The 21,614-nt window shown below is 61.1% G+C and carries 18 protein-coding genes; 9 read left to right on the top strand and 9 right to left on the bottom strand.

The genetic code is table 11. The features are described 5' to 3' along the window. Positions 1 to 260: 260 nt before the first annotated feature. Entirely contained in the window at positions 261 to 1,544 is a 1,284-nt protein-coding gene (locus GFJ39_RS04840) for an MFS transporter (protein ID WP_153430283.1), read from the top strand. Here the strand turns inward: GFJ39_RS04840 and GFJ39_RS04835 are convergent. The 3 genes from GFJ39_RS04835 to GFJ39_RS04825 form a co-directional block, all read right to left on the bottom strand. Continuing rightward, complete coding sequence (locus tag GFJ39_RS04835; RefSeq protein WP_153430282.1) at positions 1,541 to 3,148, bottom strand: NAD(P)/FAD-dependent oxidoreductase; 1,608 nt, start codon at positions 3,146 to 3,148, stop codon at positions 1,541 to 1,543. The genes GFJ39_RS04840 and GFJ39_RS04835 overlap by 4 nt on opposite strands. After that, positions 3,148 to 3,765, bottom strand: a complete 618-nt coding sequence (locus GFJ39_RS04830) for a TIGR00645 family protein (RefSeq protein WP_153430281.1) — start codon at positions 3,763 to 3,765, stop codon at positions 3,148 to 3,150. Before GFJ39_RS04830 ends, GFJ39_RS04835 begins: the two co-directional genes overlap by 1 nt. Before the next feature lie 65 nt (positions 3,766 to 3,830). Then, positions 3,831 to 4,433, bottom strand: coding sequence for a DJ-1/PfpI family protein (locus GFJ39_RS04825; RefSeq protein WP_407645865.1), 603 nt, complete (start codon positions 4,431 to 4,433; stop codon positions 3,831 to 3,833). Positions 4,434 to 4,573: 140 nt separating this feature from the next. On the opposite strand from GFJ39_RS04825, the gene GFJ39_RS04820 reads away from it, so the two are divergent. From GFJ39_RS04820 to GFJ39_RS04810, 3 genes are all read left to right on the top strand, one after another. Continuing rightward, complete coding sequence (locus GFJ39_RS04820; protein WP_153430280.1) at positions 4,574 to 5,629, top strand: cation diffusion facilitator family transporter; 1,056 nt, start codon at positions 4,574 to 4,576, stop codon at positions 5,627 to 5,629. Positions 5,630 to 5,638: 9 nt separating this feature from the next. Next, the gene (locus GFJ39_RS04815) at positions 5,639 to 6,532 is read left to right on the top strand and encodes a cation diffusion facilitator family transporter (protein WP_153430279.1); all 894 of its coding nucleotides are present in this window, start codon (positions 5,639 to 5,641) and stop codon (positions 6,530 to 6,532) included. 281 nt (positions 6,533 to 6,813) lie between these two features. Next, complete coding sequence (locus GFJ39_RS04810; RefSeq protein ID WP_194285298.1) at positions 6,814 to 8,172, top strand: chloride channel protein; 1,359 nt, start codon at positions 6,814 to 6,816, stop codon at positions 8,170 to 8,172. Positions 8,173 to 8,196: 24 nt separating this feature from the next. Here GFJ39_RS04810 and GFJ39_RS04805 read toward each other — a convergent pair whose 3' ends face one another. Then, positions 8,197 to 9,006, bottom strand: a complete 810-nt coding sequence (locus tag GFJ39_RS04805; RefSeq protein ID WP_153430278.1) for an acid phosphatase — start codon at positions 9,004 to 9,006, stop codon at positions 8,197 to 8,199. Between the two features lie 145 nt (positions 9,007 to 9,151). On the opposite strand from GFJ39_RS04805, the gene GFJ39_RS04800 reads away from it, so the two are divergent. Next, positions 9,152 to 9,445 (top strand): SelT/SelW/SelH family protein, encoded by a 294-nt coding sequence (locus GFJ39_RS04800; RefSeq protein WP_153430277.1) that lies wholly within the window; start codon positions 9,152 to 9,154, stop codon positions 9,443 to 9,445. A 149-nt stretch (positions 9,446 to 9,594) separates the two neighbouring features. Here GFJ39_RS04800 and GFJ39_RS04795 read toward each other — a convergent pair whose 3' ends face one another. The 3 genes from GFJ39_RS04795 to GFJ39_RS04785 are packed head-to-tail and all read right to left on the bottom strand — an operon-like array spanning position 9,595 to position 12,981. Further along, the gene (locus GFJ39_RS04795; protein WP_153430276.1) at positions 9,595 to 10,635 is read right to left on the bottom strand and encodes a WD40 repeat domain-containing protein; all 1,041 of its coding nucleotides are present in this window, start codon (positions 10,633 to 10,635) and stop codon (positions 9,595 to 9,597) included. Continuing rightward, complete coding sequence (locus GFJ39_RS04790; RefSeq protein ID WP_153430275.1) at positions 10,632 to 11,630, bottom strand: CobW family GTP-binding protein; 999 nt, start codon at positions 11,628 to 11,630, stop codon at positions 10,632 to 10,634. Before GFJ39_RS04790 ends, GFJ39_RS04795 begins: the two co-directional genes overlap by 4 nt. 19 nt (positions 11,631 to 11,649) lie before the next feature. Continuing rightward, positions 11,650 to 12,981 (bottom strand): O-antigen ligase family protein, encoded by a 1,332-nt coding sequence (locus GFJ39_RS04785; RefSeq protein ID WP_325062832.1) that lies wholly within the window; start codon positions 12,979 to 12,981, stop codon positions 11,650 to 11,652. Positions 12,982 to 13,032: 51 nt separating this feature from the next. On the opposite strand from GFJ39_RS04785, the gene GFJ39_RS04780 reads away from it, so the two are divergent. Beyond that, entirely contained in the window at positions 13,033 to 14,031 is a 999-nt protein-coding gene (locus tag GFJ39_RS04780; RefSeq protein ID WP_153430273.1) for an aldo/keto reductase, read from the top strand. 2 nt (positions 14,032 to 14,033) lie between these two features. On the opposite strand, the gene GFJ39_RS04775 is transcribed toward GFJ39_RS04780, so the two are convergent. After that, entirely contained in the window at positions 14,034 to 15,116 is a 1,083-nt protein-coding gene (locus GFJ39_RS04775; protein WP_228391800.1) for a glycosyltransferase family 4 protein, read from the bottom strand. A 169-nt stretch (positions 15,117 to 15,285) separates the two neighbouring features. Here GFJ39_RS04775 and GFJ39_RS04770 point away from each other — a divergent pair, with 169 nt between their 5' ends. The 3 genes from GFJ39_RS04770 to GFJ39_RS04760 all read left to right on the top strand — a co-directional run bounded on the left by GFJ39_RS04770 (position 15,286) and on the right by GFJ39_RS04760 (position 19,368). After that, the gene (locus tag GFJ39_RS04770) at positions 15,286 to 16,998 is read left to right on the top strand and encodes a putative bifunctional diguanylate cyclase/phosphodiesterase (RefSeq protein ID WP_194285293.1); all 1,713 of its coding nucleotides are present in this window, start codon (positions 15,286 to 15,288) and stop codon (positions 16,996 to 16,998) included. 465 nt (positions 16,999 to 17,463) lie between these two features. Next, positions 17,464 to 18,447: a GDP-mannose 4,6-dehydratase gene (gene gmd / locus GFJ39_RS04765; protein ID WP_153430270.1), complete on the top strand. Its 984-nt coding sequence runs from the start codon at positions 17,464 to 17,466 to the stop codon at positions 18,445 to 18,447. 12 nt (positions 18,448 to 18,459) lie between these two features. Beyond that, positions 18,460 to 19,368, top strand: a complete 909-nt coding sequence (locus tag GFJ39_RS04760; RefSeq protein WP_153430269.1) for a GDP-mannose 4,6-dehydratase — start codon at positions 18,460 to 18,462, stop codon at positions 19,366 to 19,368. Between the two features lie 111 nt (positions 19,369 to 19,479). Here GFJ39_RS04760 and GFJ39_RS04755 read toward each other — a convergent pair whose 3' ends face one another. Beyond that, the gene (locus tag GFJ39_RS04755; protein WP_153430268.1) at positions 19,480 to 21,474 is read right to left on the bottom strand and encodes a hypothetical protein; all 1,995 of its coding nucleotides are present in this window, start codon (positions 21,472 to 21,474) and stop codon (positions 19,480 to 19,482) included. Positions 21,475 to 21,614: the final 140 nt, after the last annotated feature.

The following is a 21,614-nucleotide window of genomic DNA, read 5'->3' as shown; positions in this document are numbered from 1 at the left end:
CGGACACCTCCGTTCTTCATGCCGGGGACAATGCCGCTCAAGAGCCTAATTTTTCCTTAATGGGATGGGTTTTTATGGCGCGATCCTGACACACGCCGCGCTCTCATACCCACCCCGCCTATCCATTCCCTGGCGGCCTGAACTCTTCGTTCGATCAATCCGGACAAAGCTGTTACGGTTTCCCGCCCGGAGGCTTTTCCGGGCCTGTGACACCCCTTCGGCACGGCTTCTCTCCAATGCCGGAACAGGACCCATTCTGCATGACGGATGCCACCACCCGCTCCGCCGTAACATCTTCTTCCCAAGGCTCCCTGAGCGCCCTCCTGCCCTACTGGCAGGTCACTTTCGCGTCTTTTCTGGGCTGGTTTCTGGATGCTTTCGACCAGACGACGCTCATGTTCACGCTGCCGGACATTGCCCATGATTTCGGGTGCACCATCGCCGATCTGGGAGCCGTTCTGATGGGGCAGTCCATCGGTCGGGCCGTCGGCAATACCGGCTGGGGATGGCTGGCCGACCGCTATGGTCGCAAGCCGGCCTTCATGCTCGGCGTGGTCTGGTTTGCGGTCTTTTCCGCTCTCACGGGTCTCTCCCATCACTTTTATGTGCTCATGGCGGTGCAGTTCATGTTCGGAATCGGCTTTGGCGGCGAATGGACCGCCTCGGCCGCCCTCCTGATGGAAAGCGTTCCCGCCTGGACACGCCCCATGGCCTCCGCCCTCATGATGTCCGGCTATGAAGTCGGCTATTTCGTCGCGGCCGGCGTGCAGGCCCTGATCCTGCCGCATTACGGCTGGCGCGTTCTGTTCTTCATCGGTCTGGCACCCGCCGCGCTGGCGCTGTTCATCCGGATCGGCGTGCCCGAAAGCCCGGTGTGGCTTCGCAACCGCGAAGCCCGCCTGGCACAGGGGCGAAAGGAGCACGCGCCGCCCCGGCTGCGTCCGAAATTCCGCCTCACGGGCGCAGCCTTTCAGGCCATTGCGTTCATGAGCTTTCTCGAATTCCAGAAAGCCGCGATCTACACCTATTATCCGACAATTCTGCGCGGCAGCCATCACCTGACCCAGCAGGCGATCTTCTGGCCCGTAACGCTTTACTGCCTTGGATCGTTTGGCGGAAAGGTCTTCTGCGGCTGGCTGGCAGAGCGGTTCGGGGAAGTCCGCGTCATGCTCAGCGCGCTGGTTGTCGTGATGCTGACGATCTGGCCGTTCCTGAGTGCACCTGGCTGGAACATGCTGCTGATCGCCGCCTTCGTCATGGGCGGAGCCGCTTCAGGCATCTTCGCCCTTGTCCCGCATTATCTGGCGCAGCGCTTTCCGTCCGACACGCGCAGCTTCGGCATGGGGCTGGGCTATGCGCTCGGCTCCATCGGGCAGGGCATGGCGCAGAAATTCGTGCCCATGTTCGGCCCGACAGCCCTGACCCTGCCGCTGTCAGCGGAAATCTTCGTACTGGGCACCAGCCTCGTAACCGGCGCCATCGCCCTCATCCGCCCGAAAGACCTTCCTGGAGAACACATGGAAGGCGACGAAACGGCCTCTTAAAGAGAGGCCGCCAGCCATTCCGCTGCGCGGATGCCATCAATACCGGCGGACAGGATACCACCGGCATATCCTGCGCCCTCCCCGGCCGGAAACAGACCGCGCAATGTCGGGCTCTGGCCGTCACGGTCTCGACGCAGCCGGATCGGAGAGGAGGTCCGCGTTTCCACGCCGGTCATGACCGCATCTTCCATCGAAAATCCGCGCAGCTTGCGCTCGAACTGCGGCAGGGCCTCGCGGATGGCATCCGTTACGAAAACCGGCAGGCACTGCGTCAGATCCGTCGGCGTCACACCCGGCTGATAGGATGGCACGACTGCCCCAAGCGATGTGGACGGACGCCCGGCCAGAAAGTCCCCGACGCGCTGGGCTGGCGCGTTGTAGTTGCTGCCGCCTGCGACAAACGCTGCTTTTTCCCATTTCCGCTGAAACGCCACGCCGCCCAGAACATCGTCCGGAAAATCCAGTTCCGGCTTCACCTCGACGACGATGCCGCTATTGGCATTGCGCTCGGCCCGCGAATACTGGCTCATACCGTTGGTGACAACCTGCCCCTCCTCGGATGTCGCCGCTACGACCTGTCCGCCGGGGCACATGCAGAACGAATAGACCGCACGGCCATTCGACGCATGATGGACGAGCTTGTAATCCGCCGCCCCCAGCATTTCATGCCCGGCACTGGCCCCGAACCGAGCCACGTCGATCACCGACTGCGGATGTTCGATCCGCACACCGATAGAGAACGGCTTGGCATCCATTTCCACCTGCGCGTCACGCAGCATCTCGAACGTATCACGCGCCGAATGTCCGACAGCCAGAATGACACGTTCCGCCGGCAGCGTTTCGCCATTGGACAGACGCAGGCCGCGCAGCCGACGCTCCGTGCCCTCGCCTTCCATCTCGAACCTTTCCACGCGGGTCTCGAACCGGTACTCACCACCCAGACGCTCGATCTCGGCACGGATGAACATCACCATCGTGACCAGACGGAACGTGCCGATATGGGGTTTGGAAATGGTCAGGATTTCTTCCGGAGCCCCTGCCCGCACGAATTCTTCCAAGACATGCCGCCCCAGATGCCGCGGGTCCGAAACGCCGGAATAGAGCTTGCCGTCCGAGAACGTCCCGGCTCCACCTTCACCGAACTGCACGTTGCTTTCAGGCGTCAGGACGGATTTGCGCCACAGGGCGAACGTATCGACCGTCCGCGCCTTCACGTCCTTGCCACGTTCGATGATGATGGGCTTCAGCCCGGCCTGAGCCAGCGTCAGCGCCGCCATGATCCCGCATGGTCCGGCCCCGATCACGACGGGACGCGCCATGCCCTCGGGCAGCGTGGCTTCCGGCGGATGATAGGTCGTATCCGGCGTCGGCCGCACATGCTGGTCGTCCTCATGCGCGGCCAGTACCGCAGCTTCGCCGGCAACGTCGCAGTCCACGTTATAGACCAGCACGATATGGCCGCGCTTGCGGGCATCGTATCCACGACGCGCAACGTGCAGGGACTTCAGGTCTTCGGCAGGAATGTTCAGACGTGCGAGAACAGCCTCACGCAGCGCCTCCTCCGGATGATCCAGCGGCAGGCGCAGTTCGGTAATGCGGATCATCAGTGGTGCCCGTCCCCTGTCGTTTTTGAGACAGCCGGCGCGGGGTCAGCGTGATGCGTATCGGGTGAGCCTTCCATGATCCGGTCCATGATGGCCATCAGCACACCGGAGACGACGAAGGCAAGATGGATGCCTACGCTCCATTCCAGAGCGCGCGTCGAGGTCTCGTCCACGCGGATGAAGTCCGCCAGCACATGGATCGCGGACATCGCCACGATCGAGGCCATGAGCTTGATCTTGATGTCCCCGAACGTGACATGCCCGATCCAGCTCGGATAATCCTCGTGACTGCGGATATCGAGGCGGGAGACGAAGTTCTCGTATCCCGAGAACATGACGATCAGCAGCAGGTTGGCCAGCAGGACAAGATCGATCAGGTCCAGCACACCGACGAACACGTCGTCGAAATCCAGCCCTGAGGCTTTCAGCACCAGTCCGATCAACTGCTGGAAGAACTTGAAGGCCACCAGAAGTAACCCGACCGTCAGCCCGAAATAGAGCGGTGCGGCAATCCATCGCGTGGCAAAGAACGCACGTTCCACCAGACCTTCGGCACGGCCGAAACTGCCGGTGCGTCGTCTGGGCTGCTGATCGGGAGAAGGAGAGGAAGTCGTCATGCTCCCTCTCTACGATTTCAGGCCGCGTTTCGCCACAATGTTGTGAGCGATCCGGCGCAAATCCCTTACGGCGTGATCTGCGTGCCCAGAACCTTCAGGAACTGCCCGATCCAGGCAGGATGCGCGGGCCATGCCGGTCCCGTCACGAACTGGCCGTCCGTCACCGCGCCATCCATCGGGAGGGATTGGTATTCGGCTCCGGCGAGCAGCACTTCCGCCCGGCAGGCCGGATAGGCCGAAATCTTCTTCCCCTTGATGACACCCGCTGCCGCCAGAAGCTGCGGGCCATGACAGACAGCCGCGACCGGCTTTCCGCTCTCGACGAAGGCGCGGACCAGATGCAGCACGCTTTCATCGGTGCTGAGCTGTTCCGGAGCCCGTCCGCCCGGAATAACCAGCGCGTCATAGGCGTCGGCCGTCACACCCGCATAGGTCGCGTTCAGCGTGAAGTTATGGCCACGCTTTTCGGTATAGGTCTGATGCCCCTCGAAATCATGAATGGCCGTTACGACCTGCTCCCCGGCTTTCTTTCCCGGCGAGACGACATCGACCTTGTGCCCGACCAGAAGCAGCATCTGGAACGGAACCATGATTTCATAGTCCTCGACGAAATCACCTGCGAGCATGAGAATACGCTTTTCAGCCATCGTCTCTTTATCCTTCTTCATGTGCACATCCTGACGCATCAGGAGCGCTGCCGTTCATACCAGTCACGACACCATGCCATGCACGGTTCGGCAATAGAATATGGGACGGCCGCCTCACATGCAGTAAGGTCCGGCTTTCAATTCTCACAGCACTGGCCTCCATGACCCCGGATTCCCATCACGACTGCGCCTGCGATCACGATCATCATGGCATCACCGTTCCGCATGAGCATCACACACATGGTCCCGCGGACCACGATCATGATGACCATCACCATGATCACGACCATTGCGGCGGGCACAGTCACGGTTTCGGATTCGGCCACCAGCACGTCCATGCTCCCGCCAGTTTCGGCATGGCGTTTGCAGTCGGCATCACCCTGAACACGGCCTATGTCGCGGGTGAGACCCTGTGGGGCATCTGGGCGCAATCCATGTCCCTTCTGGCCGATGCGGGACACAACCTGTCGGACGTACTTGGTCTCGCCGGTGCCTGGCTGGCGCAGGTTCTCTCCACACGCCCGTCCAGCGCGCGCTTCACTTACGGCCTGCGACGCTCGACAATCCTCTCGGCCCTCGCGAACGCCACGATCCTGCTGCTCGTCACCGGTGGCATCGTCTGGGAATCCGTCCTGCGCCTGTTCTCGCACCAGAATGTCCAGGGCGAGGTCATCAGCTGGGTTGCTCTGGTCGGGATCGCCGTCAATGCCGTGACAGCCCTGCTCTTCATGAAAGGCGCATCGAGCGACCTCAACATCCGTGGTGCCTTCATGCATATGGCGGCCGATGCCGTCATGGCGTTTTCAGTCGTCATCGCGGGACTGCTGATCGCGTTCACGGGCTATACGGTTATCGATCCGATCATGAGCCTGATCGTGTCGGTCTCCATTGTGGTCGGGACGTGGTCGCTGCTGCGGAGTTCGCTGAACCTGGCGCTCGATGCGGTCCCGGCGGGGATCGATCCGGATGCCGTGCAGGCCGCCCTCCTGTCGCTTGATGGCGTCTCCGGCCTGCATCATTTGCACATCTGGGCCATGAGCACGACCGAGACCGCCCTGACCGTCCATCTCGTCTGCGACCCCACGAAACCCGTCAGCACGGATCTGCTCATCGCGCATGCCGCGGAACTGGTCCGGACGCGATTTGACATCGCCCATCCCACTTTCCAGCTTGAAACCCACCCCTCGGTCTGCGACACGCACCAGCCCTGCTGCTGAGGACCTGTCATGACATCCACCCGCATCACGGTCGCCCGCGCCTCCATCATGCTGAGTCTGGTGGCGCTGGGCATCAAATACGCCGCGTATGTGGTTTCAGGTTCGGAAGCCCTGCTGTCCGATGCGATCGAGACGATCCTGAATGTGGTGGCCGCCGTGGGAACGCTCTGGGCCATGTCCGTGGCAGCCCGCCCCGCCGATGACAACCACCCTTACGGACACGGCAAGGCGGAATATCTCTCCGCCGTTATCGAAGGCGTGCTGGTCGTCCTCACCGCCATCGGCATCCTGGCCATCGCCATCCATGACTGGCGCCACCCCGAACCGGTCAACGCCCCTTTCTCCGGCGTGGCGCTCAACGCGCTGGCGGGACTGGTCAATCTCGCCTGGGGTCGCATCCTGCTCGCGGTCGGCCGCAAACAGTCCTCACAGGCCCTTCAGGCCGCGGGCGAGCATGTCGTCTCGGATGTCTGGGCCACGATTGCGCTCGTGATCGGTGTCTCGCTGATCCCAGTGCTTAAATGGGACCGTCTTGATGCCGTTCTGTCCGCGCTGGTGGCACTGAACGTCATGCGCGCGGGCTTCTCCATGATGAAGCACTCCCTGTCCGGCCTGATGGACGAAGCGCCCTTGCCAGAGCAGATGGATGCGGTCAAGGCTGTAATTTCCAGAAGCGCCACGGGTGCACTCGAGGCCCATGACCTGCGCATCCGCAAGGTCGGCGCCCTGTCCTTCGTGGAGTTCCATCTCGTGGTTCCAGGGACGCTCACGGTGCATGATGCCCACGAGATCTGTGACCAGATCGAAGCCGCCATCCGATCGGAACTCGGCCGCGCCTCCATCCACATCCATGTCGAGCCTGAAGACAAGGCCAAACATTCCGGCGCGCTCGTCCTGACCTGAACCACCACGACTGCGGAGAAGCTGCATCAGACTGTGCGGTTTATGACACAGCCATGGACGGATTGCGGTCCCCGTGTCCCATCGGGCAAGAACTCTTGACCCCTTTCCCGCGTTAATGGCACGTGCAGAACATCAGCGCACGGGCTTGAACCGGGCGTCTCTTTCACATCCTGCCCTCCCTCCCGGACGTCCGAATATTGGCTGATAAACTGCCTCCTTCACCCGTCGCCGTCGTCCCGCCCGAGCTTACGTTCCAGGAGGCCCGCTCCTCGCAGCATGCCATGCGCCGCAAAGACCGCATTCTGCATCTGCGACGCTCGGCGAAGGTCACGACGCATCAGTGGCGCCGCACGGCAGTCTACTGGGTGGGTGCGGTTCTGGTCGGCATCGTGGCGGTCCTGTTCGCCCGGCTGGGTAACCTGGCGGCAAGCGTGCGCCATCAGATCGTTGACTGGCACCCCACCGCCATGCTGGTCGTGGCACCCGCAGGACTCGCCCTCATCACCTGGGCCACACGCACCATCGTCAAGGGCGCGCAGGGTTCCGGCATCCCGCAGACGATTGCGACACTACACATCGAGAACGTTGTCGTCGTGGACCGTGTCCTGTCTCTCAAGACCTCCCTCGGCAAGATCCTGCTGACATCCTTCGGACTGATCTGCGGCGCGTCCATCGGTCGTGAAGGTCCCAGCGTTCAGGTCGGCGCGTCCATCATGCACGCCTTTTCCCGCCTGCTCGGACAGTCGAACATCACCGCGCGTCGCAGCATGATCCTGGCCGGTGGAGCGGCCGGTATGGCCGCCGCCTTCAACACGCCGCTCGCAGGAATCATGTTCGCCATTGAGGAGCTCTCCCACTCCTTCGAACAGAAGACCTCGGGGCGCACTCTGACCGTCGTGGTCCTGTCCGGCGTCACCGCCATCGCGCTGATCGGAAATTACACTTATTTCGGCCATGCAGACGTGGACGTGCCGGTCGGCACGGCCTGGATCGCGGTGCTGACCTGCGGCATTCTGGGGGGGCTGGCGGGCGGGTGCTTCTCGGCCATTCTCATCAAGGCATCCCAAGGTATTCCGGGACGAATCGGGCAGTTCGCCGCTATGCGTCCGATCGCCTTCTCGGCAATCTGCGGCTTCGTGCTCGCACTGATTGGACTGGTCTCGAAAGGGGCAACCTACGGTACGGGCTACGATCAGGCGCGCGCCATCTTCGATGGCAGCGAGCACTATCCCGCCTCATTCTTCATCCTCAAATACCTGGCGATGATCGTCTCATACTGCTCGGGAATCCCGGGCGGCATGTTCGCGCCCTCGCTTGCCATCGGGGCGGGGATCGGCGGTTGGGTGGAGCAGTTCCTGCCCCATACCACACCCGGCGCAGTCATACTGCTTGGCACGGTGGCATATTTCTGCGGCATGTCGCAGGCTCCCCTGACCGCGACGATCATCGTCATGGAAATGTGCGACAACCAGCAGGTCACGCTGGCGCTTCTGGCCACGTCCTTCCTCGCCTTCGGCGTCTCGAAGATGATCTGTCCACATTCGCTGTATAGCAGCCTGGCCGACCGCTTCATGGAAGCCAATGACCGTGGCGCTCACCACAGCCACCCACCGCCGGCTGACGGGAAACCGGTGCCCTGATCTCTCAGGGCACCGGTCGCGAACTTACGGTTCGCTCAGCAGGGAATGGATCGCGGCGTCATGCTCAACGGCACATGTCCCCGCCTCAGGCGCCGGGGCCGTTCCCTGCATGACCAGCAGTTCCTGCCGCGCCGCCGCCAGATCGTCCTGAAGCTCCGGCCGCGCCAGCAGTACGTCCACCAGCGTGGACGCATTCAGATATCCCGCCTGGACATCCGATTTCCAGTGTACCCCGCAGACGATCCGGCTTTCCCCGAACACACGCCCGCGCTGGAGAATGGCCGAGGCATGTTCCGGCATCAGACGTGCCAGCAGCAGCGCCATTCCGTACCCCGCCGTCGTATGCCCGGACGGATAGGACGAGTGGAGTCCCAGCCCTTCGGGGGACGTACAGATCGGCAGGTTCGTGCCCACGAAAGGCCGCGTACGGTGCCAGTATTTCTTCACGTCCGAAGTCCGGTGCCCGACGGCATGGCGAATCCGCTCCAGCACGCGGGCCAGATGCGGCGCCTTTGCCAGATCGATCCCGAAACCCGCCGCACAGGAGAAATCCCGGACCAGATGCGCCGGATCCAGATCCGCATCGTTCTGCGCCAGTTTCCAGCGCGGCGTGTCCTTCAGCGCGCGCGTGACATGAAACACCCGGTCGTCATCACTCTGCGCGGCACTTCCTGGCGCGGGCGGCGGAGCCAGAACGAGGCGCTCGTCCGGAGCCGCACTATCCGGCAGGATGCCGCCCTGGGCAACTCCGGACGTATGCGCCGCAGGAGCGCAGGCGGAAAGAACGGTCGCACACAGGAGCAGTGCAGCGGGCAGACGAAAGGCAGGACGCATAAGCCGGAAAATCCAGTCAGGAAAACGGAATGAGGAACCAGTCCGTATCCTTAACGTTCACGGCCGCGGGCGCGAAGGCTTTTACGTGTGAAACTCTTATGAGACTGTCTCGGGACAAACATTCCAAAGCCTCCACAGGATCTTCATGACACCTGCTTCACCCCGCGTTTCCATCCGCTACTGCACGCAGTGCAACTGGCTGCTCCGCTCGGGCTGGATGGCGCAGGAACTGCTCTCCACCTTTGGTCAGGCCCTGGGGGAAGTCGCGCTCATCCCCGATACGGGCGGCCGATTCGAAATCCATGTAAACGAAACGCTGATCTGGGAGCGCAAACGCGACGGCGGCTTTCCTGGTCCGAAAGAACTGAAACAGCGCGTCAGGGACATCATTGCCCCCGAACGCGACCTCGGCCACACGGACCGGCCCTCGGATCCATAGCCGGAACGCTGAAGCACAGTCCGGCCAGGGCATCGTCTCGAAAACCTGCCTGACCCTGCCCGGCCTGGAAACGAACACCCGCGCCACCGAGCATAGCTGTTTCAGGGACAGCAACAATTCACCAGGAAAGCCGCCGCCCCTTTCAGGCTTCAGTCCGCACTGGACAGGTCAATCGCCGCCAGAACACCCTCTTCGGTTCCGAACACCAGAGACCCGCCCTGTGGCGTGAACCCCAGCGACGTCACCTTGCCCCGCTTCGTATCCTGCCCGGAGCACAGCGGCAGGACGCGCTGGTCGCCTCCTCCGATTTCCGCGAGCACGACCGTCCCGTCTTCATAACCCGCCGCGACGATGTCTTCCTTCGGGTTCGGACAGACCGCACTGACGAACAGTCCCGGCAGACGCGCAAGTTCGGCCGGGGCCTTGCCCATCGGTCCACCGCCAAAGAACGGCCACAGGATGATCGCATCCGCCCCGGCCGTCGCCAGCCAGCGGCCATTGCGCGTAAACGCCAGCGATTTCACCTGCTTCGGATAGCCGCTCATGCGCATGTTGTGCCCGTCCGACAGGCGCCAGCCATGCAGGTCGTTTTCCTGCATGGACGTCACCAGCGCCTCACCGCCCGGATGGATGGCGATCGCGATATGGCTGCCCTTCCATTCAAACGGCCGCACGGTATCGACCTTGGCCTGCACGAACCACATCGACGCGCCATTATAATGTGACGCCGCGATCCGCTTGCCCTTCGCATCGAATACGATGCCGGTCACGGTCGAAGGGTGCTCCAGAACCTTGAGCGTCTGATGCCCTTCCGCCATGCGGACCTCGATCCGCTTGCCCGTCGAGAATGCCAGATGGTCCGGCGTGCTCGCCACACAGTCGATCCAGCGCCGACCCTCATGGAGGGTCTCGCTCCGGCCGTCAGCAAAGGTCCGGACAAGCTTTCCGTCCTCACCGCCGGACAGGAACGCATCCGGAGCGCAATCCTGCGCCAGACACAGGCCGCCATCATGCGCCGCGATAACCGTCCAGCTTTCCGGATCACGCAGACGGTCCCGGGGGATCAGCACAAGCTCCCCGTCCGCCGTCAACGCCGCGAAACCGTGCCCGTCGCGCGAAGAGACGACATGGACAACCGGGCTCCCGAACCGGCGCTCTCCGCTCCGGTCCGCCAGAAGATCACCCATCATTCCGCGATGCAGCTTTCAAAGCCGCGGCGAAGCTGCGGACGATTGAGGTTGCGGCCGATGAACACCAGACGGGAGTCCCGGCTCTCACCCTCCCGGAACGGACCGATGAAGTCGCCATCCGCCATCATGTGCACGGCCTGAAACGCAAAGCGGTCCTTCTCGCCCTTGAAATGCAGGATCCCCTTGGCCCGCAGGATGTCCGCACCCTGCTCCTGAAGGATCGCTCCGATCCAGGCCTGAAAACGACGCTGGTCGATCAGTTCCCTGATGCTCAGGGAAATGCTGGTGATGCCTTCCTCATGGGAATGATGCTCGTTCTCCAGAAAATCCGGCATCGTCCTGAGCGCGCGCGTCAGATCGAAGCCGCCACGGTCCAGAATATCCGTCAGCTTCACGCCACCATGCCGCGCCTCATGGATCTGCGCCACCGCATTGATCTTGCGCAGACGGGCCACGATCTCCCTGCGGCGTTCTTCATCCGCAAGATCGACCTTGTTGAGCACGATCACATCCGCGAATGCGATCTGGTTCACGGCCTCGGGGCTTTCGTCCAGCGTTTCCATGACGTTGAACGCATCAACGACTGTCACGACCGCGTCCAGACGCGCTTTCTCGCGCAGGTTCTCATCCACGAAGAACGTCTGCGCGACCGGGGCCGGATCGGCGAGCCCGGTCGTCTCGACGATGATACCGTCAAACCGGTTCCGACGCCGTAGCAGACTGCCCAGAATGCGGATCAGATCTCCGCGCACCGTGCAGCAGATGCAGCCGTTGTTCATTTCGAACACTTCCTCGTCAGCATCCACCACGAGGTCGTTGTCGATCCCGAGTTCGCCGAACTCGTTCACGACGACCGCGTATTTGCGGCCATGCTCCGCCGTGAGGATATGATTGAGAAGCGTCGTCTTGCCGGCGCCGAGAAAGCCCGTGAGGACCGTCACGGGAACGGTTCCGGTCCGTGCCGGGGTCGCAGTGGTGTCAGGGGTGCTGGACATAAGGCCTCCGTAATCCGCCTTACGATATAGGCCGGACCCCGCCTGCTTGAAAGCCGTCCTGTCTCGGGGAGGCCCGATGAGCCAGAGCGAGCCCCAGAAGCAGGAATCCCCAGCCGCTCAATGGCAGGTTCAGGAAATCGGAGGTGGAAGCGATCGGCCATTCCTGGATCAGCACCGCCGCGAAAAGACCGATTGGAACAGCCTGCCCGTTTCGTCCCGGCCAGATCGCCTTGAGCCATGTCGCGATCATCAGCGTAAACAGGATAAGCCCCGGCACGCCGGAATTGACCAGCGCCTGAAGATAATGGCTGTGCGGGTGCTGCACGCACAGTTCGAGCCAGCCTGTTTTCGGAACGGCATCGGACAACCATGAAATCCCGTGGAACGTGGTCGGGTCCGAGCAGTAGTGACGATAGCCGTCATATCCCTGCCCCAGCCACGGATGCTGCTGCGCCATGACGAGCGCATGGGTATAGATCTCTCCATATGGGGACTGCCCGAAATGGGTCAGCTGCTGCCGGGCCAGCGTCACGAGATGAAAGAAACTGCCGGGCGAGAAAATCCGTGCCGCCAGAACGAGCACGGGCAGCGTCGCCGCAGCCGCAAACGCCGCCGGACGCATCGGACGATACAGCAGCGCGCACACTCCGATTCCAAGCAGCGACAGGGCCAGCGGCATCCTCTGTCCCGCCAGCACCATGACTCCAACAGCCAGAACCGTTGCCGCGCACAGACCCAGCGTCCGCATCAGACGGCTTCGTGCTCCTTCAGCCATGGCACATCCGGCCATCAGGAGCGGCAGAACCAGCCGTGACAGCGGCGCCGCGGCGCGGGGATGCTCGTAAGGCCCCGTCAGCGTTCCATCATGAAAACGCGGGATTCCGAACAGATTACGCCCGAACACGGCCTGAACCAGCATCTGCCCGGCGATATAAAGCCCGCAGGCACAGGTCAGCCAGAGCACACGCCTCCGCCAGACTGCGTCCCGCAGCACCCAGCACCCCAATGCCGCCGCGGCCAGCGGAAACCGGATCGCCAGCAGCGACTGGACAAGTGCCCCATGTCCCGGCGAGACCCACAGCGTGCACAGCACCTGCCATCCCCACCAGCAGAACGTGACGACAACCCAGGGTTCGCGGAACCAGTCCCATCCCCCCTGCCGCCGTCCGATCATCGCGGAATGCAGCAGGAGCAGAACGGCCAGAATATCGAGATCGGCCTCTGCTGCCACGCGCACATGCGTCAGGGCCAGAGGCAGGACCACAGCAGCCCAGCGGCCGGTCCGGGTCAGGACAGAAGGAGAGAAACGCATCTGGCGTGGATGGAAGGTTTCCCGCCGCCATGCAACCACTTACAGTCCGAAGCGCTTTTTCGTTACCGTCCATTTCAAGTGGAGACACTCATGGCATCCGACACCATCCGCATCCCCGGCATCGACACGCCCCTCTCCCGCGTCGCCCTTGGCACCTGGGCCATCGGCGGCTGGATGTGGGGCGGCCCCGACGATGACAACGGTGTCCGCACCATTCACGCGGCCCTCGACGAAGGCATCAACCTGATCGACACCGCCCCGGTCTATGGCTTTGGCCATTCCGAAGAAATCGTCGGCCGCGCTCTCGCCGAGAAGCCCAACAAGGCGCATGTCGCGACCAAGCTCGGCCTGCACTGGGTGGGCGAAGACGAAAAGAACATGAAGGTTTTCCGGGATTCCCGTCCGGCCCGCATCCGCAAGGAAGTCGAGGACTCCCTGCGTCGCCTGCGTGTGGAGACGATTGATCTCGAACAGATCCACTGGCCCGACGACAAGACCCCGATCGACGAGAGCGCCCGCGAGCTTCAGAAGCTCCATCAGGAAGGCAAGATCCGTGCCCTCGGCGTGAGCAACTTCTCGCCGGAACAGATGGACATTTTCCGTGAAGTCGCCCCGCTCGCGACCATCCAGCCACCGCTGAACCTTTTTGAACGCACGATCGAAAAGGACATCCTGCCCTATGCCGAAAAGCACAATGCCGTCGTACTGGCCTACGGCGCCCTTTGCCGCGGCCTGCTGACAGGCAAGATGAACCGAGACACGACTTTCCCGAAAGATGACCTGCGCTCGAACGATCCGAAGTTCCAAAAGCCGAATTTCGAGAAATATCTCGCAGCCGTGGACGAGTTCGAAAAGCTTGCTGAAAAACGCGGCAAGTCGGTGATGGCCTTCGCCGTTCGCTGGGTACTCGACCAGGGCCCGGTCATCGCCCTGTGGGGCGCCCGCAAGCCGGGTCAGGTCTCAGGCGTAAAGGACGTCTTCGGCTGGTCCCTGACCGACGAGGAAAATAAAGCCGTGGACGACATTCTGGCCCGGCACGTCCCAAATCCCATCGACCCGACCTTCATGGCGCCCCCAGCACGGGACTGACCTCAAAGCTGCGATGGGCGGCGCGCGAATGCAATCGCCGCCTGCCGCAGCTCTTCCTGCCGGACACGGGCAGCCGCCACATCGAACAGCGCTGCCCGTTCGCGCCCCCGTTCTCCCAACCGGCTTCTAAGCCCCTCGTCGTCCATCAGATGGCTCAGAGCCTGTTCCAGGGCCCCGGCTTCGTCTGGCGCTGCGAGCAAAGTCGCATCTCCCACCAGATCAGGGAGCGCCCCCACAGGTGACGCGACAACTGCAGCGCCACATCCCATGGCCTCCAGCGCCGTCATGCCAAAAGGCTCTTCCCAGCGACTGGGCACCACCACGACAGCCGCCCCGGCCATCGCCTCCAGCACATCATTATGAGGCCGGTATCCCGTCATCATGACCCCCGCGGCGGCAGCCTGAGGCCGCAGCTTTTCCAGAAAAGGCGTTTCCGGTGAATCGGGTCCAAAGCGGTCCGCCCCCATGATGACAGCCCGCCATCCCGGATACCGCGCCCGGATCGTCCCCCAGGCCCGGACAAACGCATCCACCCCCTTGTCGGCCACAACCCGCCCGGCGAACAGCACAACCTTCTGTCGCGGACCTGTCTCCGGCAAGACAGACAAATCAATACAATTGGGCTGCACCTCCGTCCGGATCGGCCCACATCCTTCGCGAAAACACCCGGTCACCCAGTCCGAAACGCCGCAGACCAGAGCATGCCGGGCAAGATCTTCCCTCTGCCGGGCGGAGCGTGCCCCCTGCATGGTGCGGGGATCGTTATGAAGAATCAGTCTGACGGGGCCGAACCGGGCCAGAAAGCGCGCCAGATCGGGGCGATTGTGAACTTCCGTCAAAGCCGGGCGACAGAACCGCATCATCGCCAGACAGCCGAGACGCAGACGCCATCTCCGTGAGAGCGGAAACGGTGGCAGGATCAGGGGCCTGTACTGCCCGCCGGGCAGAGGCGTTCCGATCCGTCCCATCCCCGCCACAATATCCGACAACCGTGCTTGCCGACTGACAAGAAGGGAAATCGCCCCCGCATGCCCCGCCTCATAACGCTCCCGCGGTGGCAGAATGGTCAGGACAGGGTGCTGCATGATGTCCAAATCCTCCCTCAGAAACATTTTGTTTTAGTTTGGACAATTCCTGACTGTCCGATATTTCCAGTTTCTTAACAAAAACCGAGCCATCCTCTTCGAAGACAGAGGAACAGAAATGATCGTGCGTATTTCCCAAAGGCCCAGTCAGAAAGGGGCGCCACATCGCATGGACGCCGCTTTTCCGCAGACTGAGCCCTGGGAAAAGGCACCTGACAGCACCTCACGAGAAAACATCACGGCCCTGTTTCCCATCCATCATCTCGCCGACGCCTCCAGCGAAGGATTGGCCATCCTCTATCAGGACCGGATCATCGAGGCCAACAGGCCCCTCCTCTCCTGTGTCGGAACCGAGCTTCAGAACTTTCCTTCCATTCGCGATATCCTGCCCGGAGCCCTGAAAACCCCTCCGGACAACAGTTACCATCCCGGAATGCTGCGGACGTTGGAAGGACGCAGCTTTCAGGTTGAGTTCCGGCTGACCCCTCTTCGACGTAATGACCTGGACTGTCTGGCTCTGGCCATCACCTTTCCTCCCTGCCTCTCCGCATCCCACAGCCCCTCCCCGGAGAGTGGTACGGGACTGTGCGAGCAGGCGGACTTCGAGAAAGGTGTAAAAGCATTTCTCGGCAATGGAACGACACGACAGCCGGCAGGGATCCTCCTGCACGCCAACATCAATCGTTTCCGCACCATTAACGAGCGTTATGGTCTGCGCATTGCCGACTGGGTTCTCGGCGAAATCGGGCAGCGCCTTCGCGCCTTTCTGACCGAGGAGTGCATCGTCGCACGACCGATCGGCGACGATTTCGGCATTTTCTGCCCGTTTCCTTATGAACACCCCACCCACGCCAACCGCTGGGCCCAGATTGTCCGGGATATTTTCCACACCACCCTCGTGATAGACGGGCACAGAATCCATCTGACGGCCAGTATCGGCTGCTGCCTCATTCCGTTCGATACCTATCGCTTCGAAACAGCCTGCCATTACGCTGAGCTGGCCATGAAAGAAGCCCGTCGTCTTCAGTCTCCGGACTGGATCAACTTCACCCCTATCATGCATGCCGATGTCCATCATCGCTCAGAGCTGGAACATGATCTGCAACAGGCGCTCGAAACAAACCAGTTTTTCCTGGAATTCCAGCCTCTGATCTGCCTCAGGACGAACCGGATCGAATGCGTTGAAGCACTCCTGCGCTGGCAACACCCGACAAGAGGGGTCATTTCTCCCAATGAGTTTATTCCCATAGCCGAAGAGAGCGGTCTCATCGTCCCGATCGGCCGATGGGTCCTGTTCGAAGCCTGCGCCCAGATCAGCAGGCTGCAATCGCATGTCAGGGTCGCCGTCAATATTTCCGCCGTCCAGTTCCTTCAGGACGACATGTACGCTGCCGTTATCCAGACCCTCTTCCAGACAGGACTGGCTGGGGAGCGTCTCGAACTCGAACTGACGGAAAGCATTTTTCTCGACGCCGTCCAGCGCAATCTGGAAACCATGACCAAGATCCGCGCCCTTGGCGTCAAGATCGTCATGGACGATTTCGGTATCGGGTTTTCCAGCCTCAATTACCTGCGCAGATTCCCCTTCGACCGGATCAAGATTGACCGCTCATTCATCCGCGACATGCTGAATGACCCCCAGGCCCAGAGTATCGTCAACGCCATCATGACACTGGGACACGCCATGTCGATGGAAGTCATCGCCGAAGGCGTCGAAACCGCTGCCCAGCTCGACATGCTGAAGCACACCTCCTGCAGCACGGCGCAGGGCTTCCTGATGGGACGACCAGCCCCTCTCACCAATCTGTCAGCCCATCCTGGGCTGACAGACACTTCCGTCATATCAGGTCAGGACAGGACTTCCCTGGCGACTGCCCCTTAACGCAGGGCGGCTTTCCGCTCTCCGGCGAGGCGCTCGCGCCTGAGGACACGACGTGTCTCGCGAAGCAGACGATACTTCTCAACCGCCGACAGCGCCGGCTTGCTCTCCCTTTCAGAAGACGGGGCGCCCTGTGACTCCACAGAAATATGAAACGAAGACCCCTCTGTTTTTCTGTAAGATGCCATCGTCTTTCCATTCAGATATTTGCTACAGATTGTAACCGGAATACTTTTGATCTGTCGAGGGGGCCGGTGTGCCTCCCCTGCCTGCATCAGTGTGAGCATATTGCCCTCCGCACAGACACCTCTTCGTGATTTGTACAGGACAGTCCTGACTTCTGCTCCACAATGTCCGGACAGGACGCCCACTCAGACGTTGACCACTGCGATACGGAAGGTTAACCCCTGAAACCATATAAGCCCCTACGATGGGCACAGACCGCCATCAAGCCGGACGTGAAAAAGCATGCCTACAGCTCTCATTACAGGAATCACCGGCCAGGACGGCGCCTATCTCAGTCAGCTTCTGCTTGGAAAAGGCTACCGCGTCGTCGGCCTTCTGCGCCGTTCCGCTTCCGCAGATGTGATTGGCGAGCGTCTCCGCTGGCTCGGCATTCTTGATGATGTCGAACTGCTCGATGGCAATATGACGGACCTGTCCTCGCTCATTCGCATCGTGGAAACCGTCAAGCCTGACGAAATCTACAATCTTGCCGCCCAGAGCTTTGTCGCCGCATCCTGGCAGCAGCCCCTGCTGACCGGAAACGTCACCGGCATTGGAACAGTCAACATGCTTGAAGCGGCCCGCATCGTCAAAAGCGATGCCCGTTTCTATCAGGCCTCCTCATCCGAAATGTACGGACTGATCCAGGAGCCTGTGCAGAACGAAAAAACGCCGTTCTATCCGCGCTCTCCGTATGCCGCGGCCAAGCTTTACGCGCACTGGATGACCGTAAACTACCGCGAGAGCTTCGGGATGCATGCGTCCTCAGGCATCCTGTTCAACCATGAAAGCCCGCTGCGGGGCATCGAATTCGTAACCCGCAAGGTCACGGACGGCGTCGCCCGCATCAAACTCGGCCTGGCGAAAGAGCTGGCCCTGGGCAATCTGGACGCCACCCGTGACTGGGGACATGCGCGAGACTATGTCCGTGCCATGTATCTGATGCTCCAGCAGTCAGTTCCTGACGACTACGTCATTGCAACTGGCCGCACGACCAGTATCCGCGACCTGTGCCGCATCGCCTTCTCGTCGGTTGGCCTGAATTACGAGGATCACGTTGTCACCAATCCCGCGTTCCTGCGTCCGGCAGAAGTCGAAGTCCTTCTGGGTGACGCCAGCAAGGCGAAAAAAGCCCTTGGGTGGGAGCCGGAAACCACGCTCGAAGGGATGATTACCGAGATGGTGGAAGCGGACCTCGTCCGGCATCGCAAACGTCACAGCCTCTGAACGGCTGGTCGTATGCGCCTGCTCATAACGGGGTCGGGGGGGTTTGTCGGGCGACACCTGCAACATCAGGCGCAAAAACGCTTCCCAGACAGCGAGATTTTACCTTCCATCCCGGATATTCGGGATACGCAGACGGTTGAGAAGGCCATCGCGTCCGCAAAGCCGGACCACTGCGTCCATCTCGCCGCGGTATCGACCATTGGCGCGGCCCGAAAGTCTCCCGATCACGCCTGGGAAGTCAATCTGCATGGCACCCTCAATGTCGCACGCGCCATGTTGCGCCATGTTCCAAACAGCGCCTTCCTCTTCGCTTCCACGGCAGAATCCTATGGAACCACGTTCCAGCGCTGGACGGCGCTGAGCGAGGATGCCCCCCTCGCCCCGGGCAATACCTATGCGGCGACCAAGGCTGCTGCCGACCTGGCCCTGGGCGCAATGGCCAGAGAGGGCCTGCGGGTCATCCGGATGCGTCCGTTCAACCATACCGGCCCCGGCCAGTCTCCCGATTTCGTGGTTCCCGCCTTTGCGTCCCAGATCGCGCGCATCGCGAAAGGGCTACAGAAGCCGGAAATCAGCGTCGGCAATCTGGACGCCCGGCGCGATTTTCTCGATGTCCGCGATGTGTGCGACGCCTATCTTGATGTCCTCATGGCGAATAAGTCTCTGGCGCCAGGCACGATCTTCAATGTGTGCTCTGGTGAGACGCGTTCCATTCGCTCCATTCTGGACGATCTTCTGACCATCAGCGGCGTCAACGCCGAAATCGTCACGGACCCTGACAGGTTACGCCCCTCGGATATCCCCGTTGCCCGAGGCGATGCGACACTCATAACCTCAAGGCTGGGATGGAGACGACAGATCGCATGGGAAGACACCCTGCGTGATGTCTATGAAGACTGCATGCGAAAGACAACGGCCTGAGTCTCACCTGACGGCTCCGTCAGGAATCAGAACCCCTCCCCTGATGCAATCAGTTCTGCTGGCGATACAGGCGAGGGTTTCGCGGACATTACTTTCCCCATTGATGCGGCATCAGCGACGACCAATCAGAAGGGAAAGGGCCCGCTGATCCGTATTGATTTTCTCCTTTGCAGGCACAAACACCTTATCCGCCCGAATGGTCGTCCTGCTGTTTGCCGGAAGATCGATCACCGTCTTCTCTCCAGGCTGAAAGCCAATGTGTCGTACACTATGGCCCGTAGCGACCGACACTCCGGGCGAAGAAACAGCATAGGGCCGGCCAATTTCGAGCCGGGCTGGCATAACACCCGTCTCGACCACGATCTGCTGCCCCATCCAGTTCACCTCAGCGGCACTGGGCCAGTAGTCTCCTGAAATGTGAAAGAGCGGTAGCGTCTCGCGCGGTGGAACCCGCACGATGATCGTGTCTCCATCCCGTTCAGCCGGCCAGTGTGTTTCAAGGATCGCCTGCCTCAATACGCCCTTCGTCCCGGGCCCGATGACAATGGCCGCCGCGTGATGATCGAGACAGTAAAAACCCAGTTGCTCATCAAAATGCGGCAGTATGGCGTTATTCAGAAAGGCTGAAAGAACAGCATCATTATGCTCGCTGGTCGGAGTATAGCCAAGATATCCACCCGTCTGCCGGAAGGCGTAGCCGGACTGAAGCTGCCACCACATGGCATGACCCAGATAACCGAACGGCAGGACAACCAGGACAGGATCGCTCCCGAAATGACGCTTTATACTGGCCTCGGTGAAAAACGGACTGGACGTTGTCGCTTCCCACCCCTGCGCCGCCGGAGCGGGAAACAGGAACAGAAGCCCACACAGAACAATGCCATAGCGGCCCACTGTCGGACGTTGCGCGAGAAACACCGCACACAGGACAGCCAGAGCCAGGCTGGTAAACATCGCAAATCTGACTGGAAGAACCGAACTCACAATCGGCAGACGATCCACGAGGTGCCATGGCAGAGGAACATGGGCGACGTTCTTCCCGGCGTGGAGAACACCGCCCAGCGAGAAAAGAGCGGAAATCCAGAACACCAGCACACACCGCTTCACCAGAAGCGAACTCCGCAAGGCGATGGTTGAAAAACAGACGGTCAGAAGAAAAAACGGCAACCCGATATAAGCATCCTGCTCACTGATATTTCCCGTGAACTGATCGGATATCGAACTGAACAGCGCCCCACCGGGCAGCGTCACCGGCGTGGGAACCAGAAAATTGAGAATGTCGGCAGAATAGAAATCCGCATCATTCAACTGACCCGGCACGACCTTCATGCCCTTGACCAGATAGAATAAAAACGGCGATGCAAGAATAATCGTTACGATTCCGGCCAGAACGACATCACGTGCCAGCAGAAAATAAGCGTGTCGTACCTTGCCCGGCGCAGTCACCACAAACACGCACCAGGTCACAACCCCCATCACGGCAGAAGTAAACAGGACCTCCGTGGAGATGCCGAGCTGGAGCAAGGCCGTAATCGACAGCACCGCAATAAAGCGGGTCCTTGTGATCGTCTGGTCGAAATACGCCTTGCACAAAAGCAGGCAGACCGGCACCAGAGCGACGCTCGTCAGATTGAGATGACCAAGCGACTGCCCCACCTCATACGGCGAGAACCCGAAAACCAGCCCCCCCAGAAACGCCGCCCCCCAGCGCCCGGTCACGGACTGAAGCAACACGAAAGCCGCGAAAGCCGCACAGGCGGGGGCCAGCACAATCACAAGATTGGTTGTCAGAACCGGGCCACCCAGCCAGGTCAGAGGCGCAAGGAGAAGCCCGAACGTCGGCAGCGCGGTTGCCCAGGTCAGGTTATAGCCCAGACCATTCCACGCCAGATCCGTCACAAACGGATTGATGCCATGCCCGATGGCCCAGGGCCACCAGTAAAGCATCCAGGCAAAGGCCTCCACATCGGCCCCCACACCAATCAGGTGGTGACGCAGGGAAAACCCTTTGACGAGCAGCAAGGCAGAGAGTGCGAAATAGAGCACGAACGCACTGGTTCGTATCTTTGTGGCGGCTTTCACAAGGCAGCGATCATCGGCAAACATCCGTTTCTTTTTCTAAGCGTCTTAAGGGATGGTTAAATAAAAAACGAGCCTGCTTCGAGGGCGATCACACTCCCGAAGGACAAAACGCGGGACCTTACGGGACCATGGTTACGGGACCACGAAAAATCAGCCTCCGTCCC

Source organism: Gluconobacter aidae (genome assembly GCF_009547075.1).
In the GTDB taxonomy this organism is placed as follows: Bacteria; Pseudomonadota; Alphaproteobacteria; order Acetobacterales; family Acetobacteraceae; genus Gluconobacter; species Gluconobacter aidae.
This window is presented reverse-complemented; position numbering and strand designations above follow the sequence as displayed.

Excerpts from the sequence above, each read along its gene's own strand:
- GFJ39_RS04840 (WP_153430283.1), top strand. The coding sequence starts at position 261 with ATGACGGATGCCACCACCCGCTCCGCCGTAACATCTTCTTCCCAAGGC.
- GFJ39_RS04835 (WP_153430282.1), bottom strand. The coding sequence starts at position 3,148 with ATGATCCGCATTACCGAACTGCGCCTGCCGCTGGATCATCCGGAGGAG.
- GFJ39_RS04830 (WP_153430281.1), bottom strand. The coding sequence starts at position 3,765 with ATGACGACTTCCTCTCCTTCTCCCGATCAGCAGCCCAGACGACGCACC.
- GFJ39_RS04825 (WP_407645865.1), bottom strand. The coding sequence starts at position 4,433 with ATGAAGAAGGATAAAGAGACGATGGCTGAAAAGCGTATTCTCATGCTC.
- GFJ39_RS04820 (WP_153430280.1), top strand. The coding sequence starts at position 4,574 with ATGACCCCGGATTCCCATCACGACTGCGCCTGCGATCACGATCATCAT.
- GFJ39_RS04815 (WP_153430279.1), top strand. The coding sequence starts at position 5,639 with ATGACATCCACCCGCATCACGGTCGCCCGCGCCTCCATCATGCTGAGT.
- GFJ39_RS04810 (WP_194285298.1), top strand. The coding sequence starts at position 6,814 with ATGCGCCGCAAAGACCGCATTCTGCATCTGCGACGCTCGGCGAAGGTC.
- GFJ39_RS04805 (WP_153430278.1), bottom strand. The coding sequence starts at position 9,006 with ATGCGTCCTGCCTTTCGTCTGCCCGCTGCACTGCTCCTGTGTGCGACC.
- GFJ39_RS04800 (WP_153430277.1), top strand. The coding sequence starts at position 9,152 with ATGACACCTGCTTCACCCCGCGTTTCCATCCGCTACTGCACGCAGTGC.
- GFJ39_RS04795 (WP_153430276.1), bottom strand. The coding sequence starts at position 10,635 with ATGATGGGTGATCTTCTGGCGGACCGGAGCGGAGAGCGCCGGTTCGGG.
- GFJ39_RS04790 (WP_153430275.1), bottom strand. The coding sequence starts at position 11,630 with ATGTCCAGCACCCCTGACACCACTGCGACCCCGGCACGGACCGGAACC.
- GFJ39_RS04780 (WP_153430273.1), top strand. The coding sequence starts at position 13,033 with ATGGCATCCGACACCATCCGCATCCCCGGCATCGACACGCCCCTCTCC.
- GFJ39_RS04775 (WP_228391800.1), bottom strand. The coding sequence starts at position 15,116 with ATGCAGCACCCTGTCCTGACCATTCTGCCACCGCGGGAGCGTTATGAG.
- GFJ39_RS04770 (WP_194285293.1), top strand. The coding sequence starts at position 15,286 with ATGGACGCCGCTTTTCCGCAGACTGAGCCCTGGGAAAAGGCACCTGAC.
- gmd (WP_153430270.1), top strand. The coding sequence starts at position 17,464 with ATGCCTACAGCTCTCATTACAGGAATCACCGGCCAGGACGGCGCCTAT.
- GFJ39_RS04760 (WP_153430269.1), top strand. The coding sequence starts at position 18,460 with ATGCGCCTGCTCATAACGGGGTCGGGGGGGTTTGTCGGGCGACACCTG.
- GFJ39_RS04755 (WP_153430268.1), bottom strand. The coding sequence starts at position 21,474 with ATGTTTGCCGATGATCGCTGCCTTGTGAAAGCCGCCACAAAGATACGA.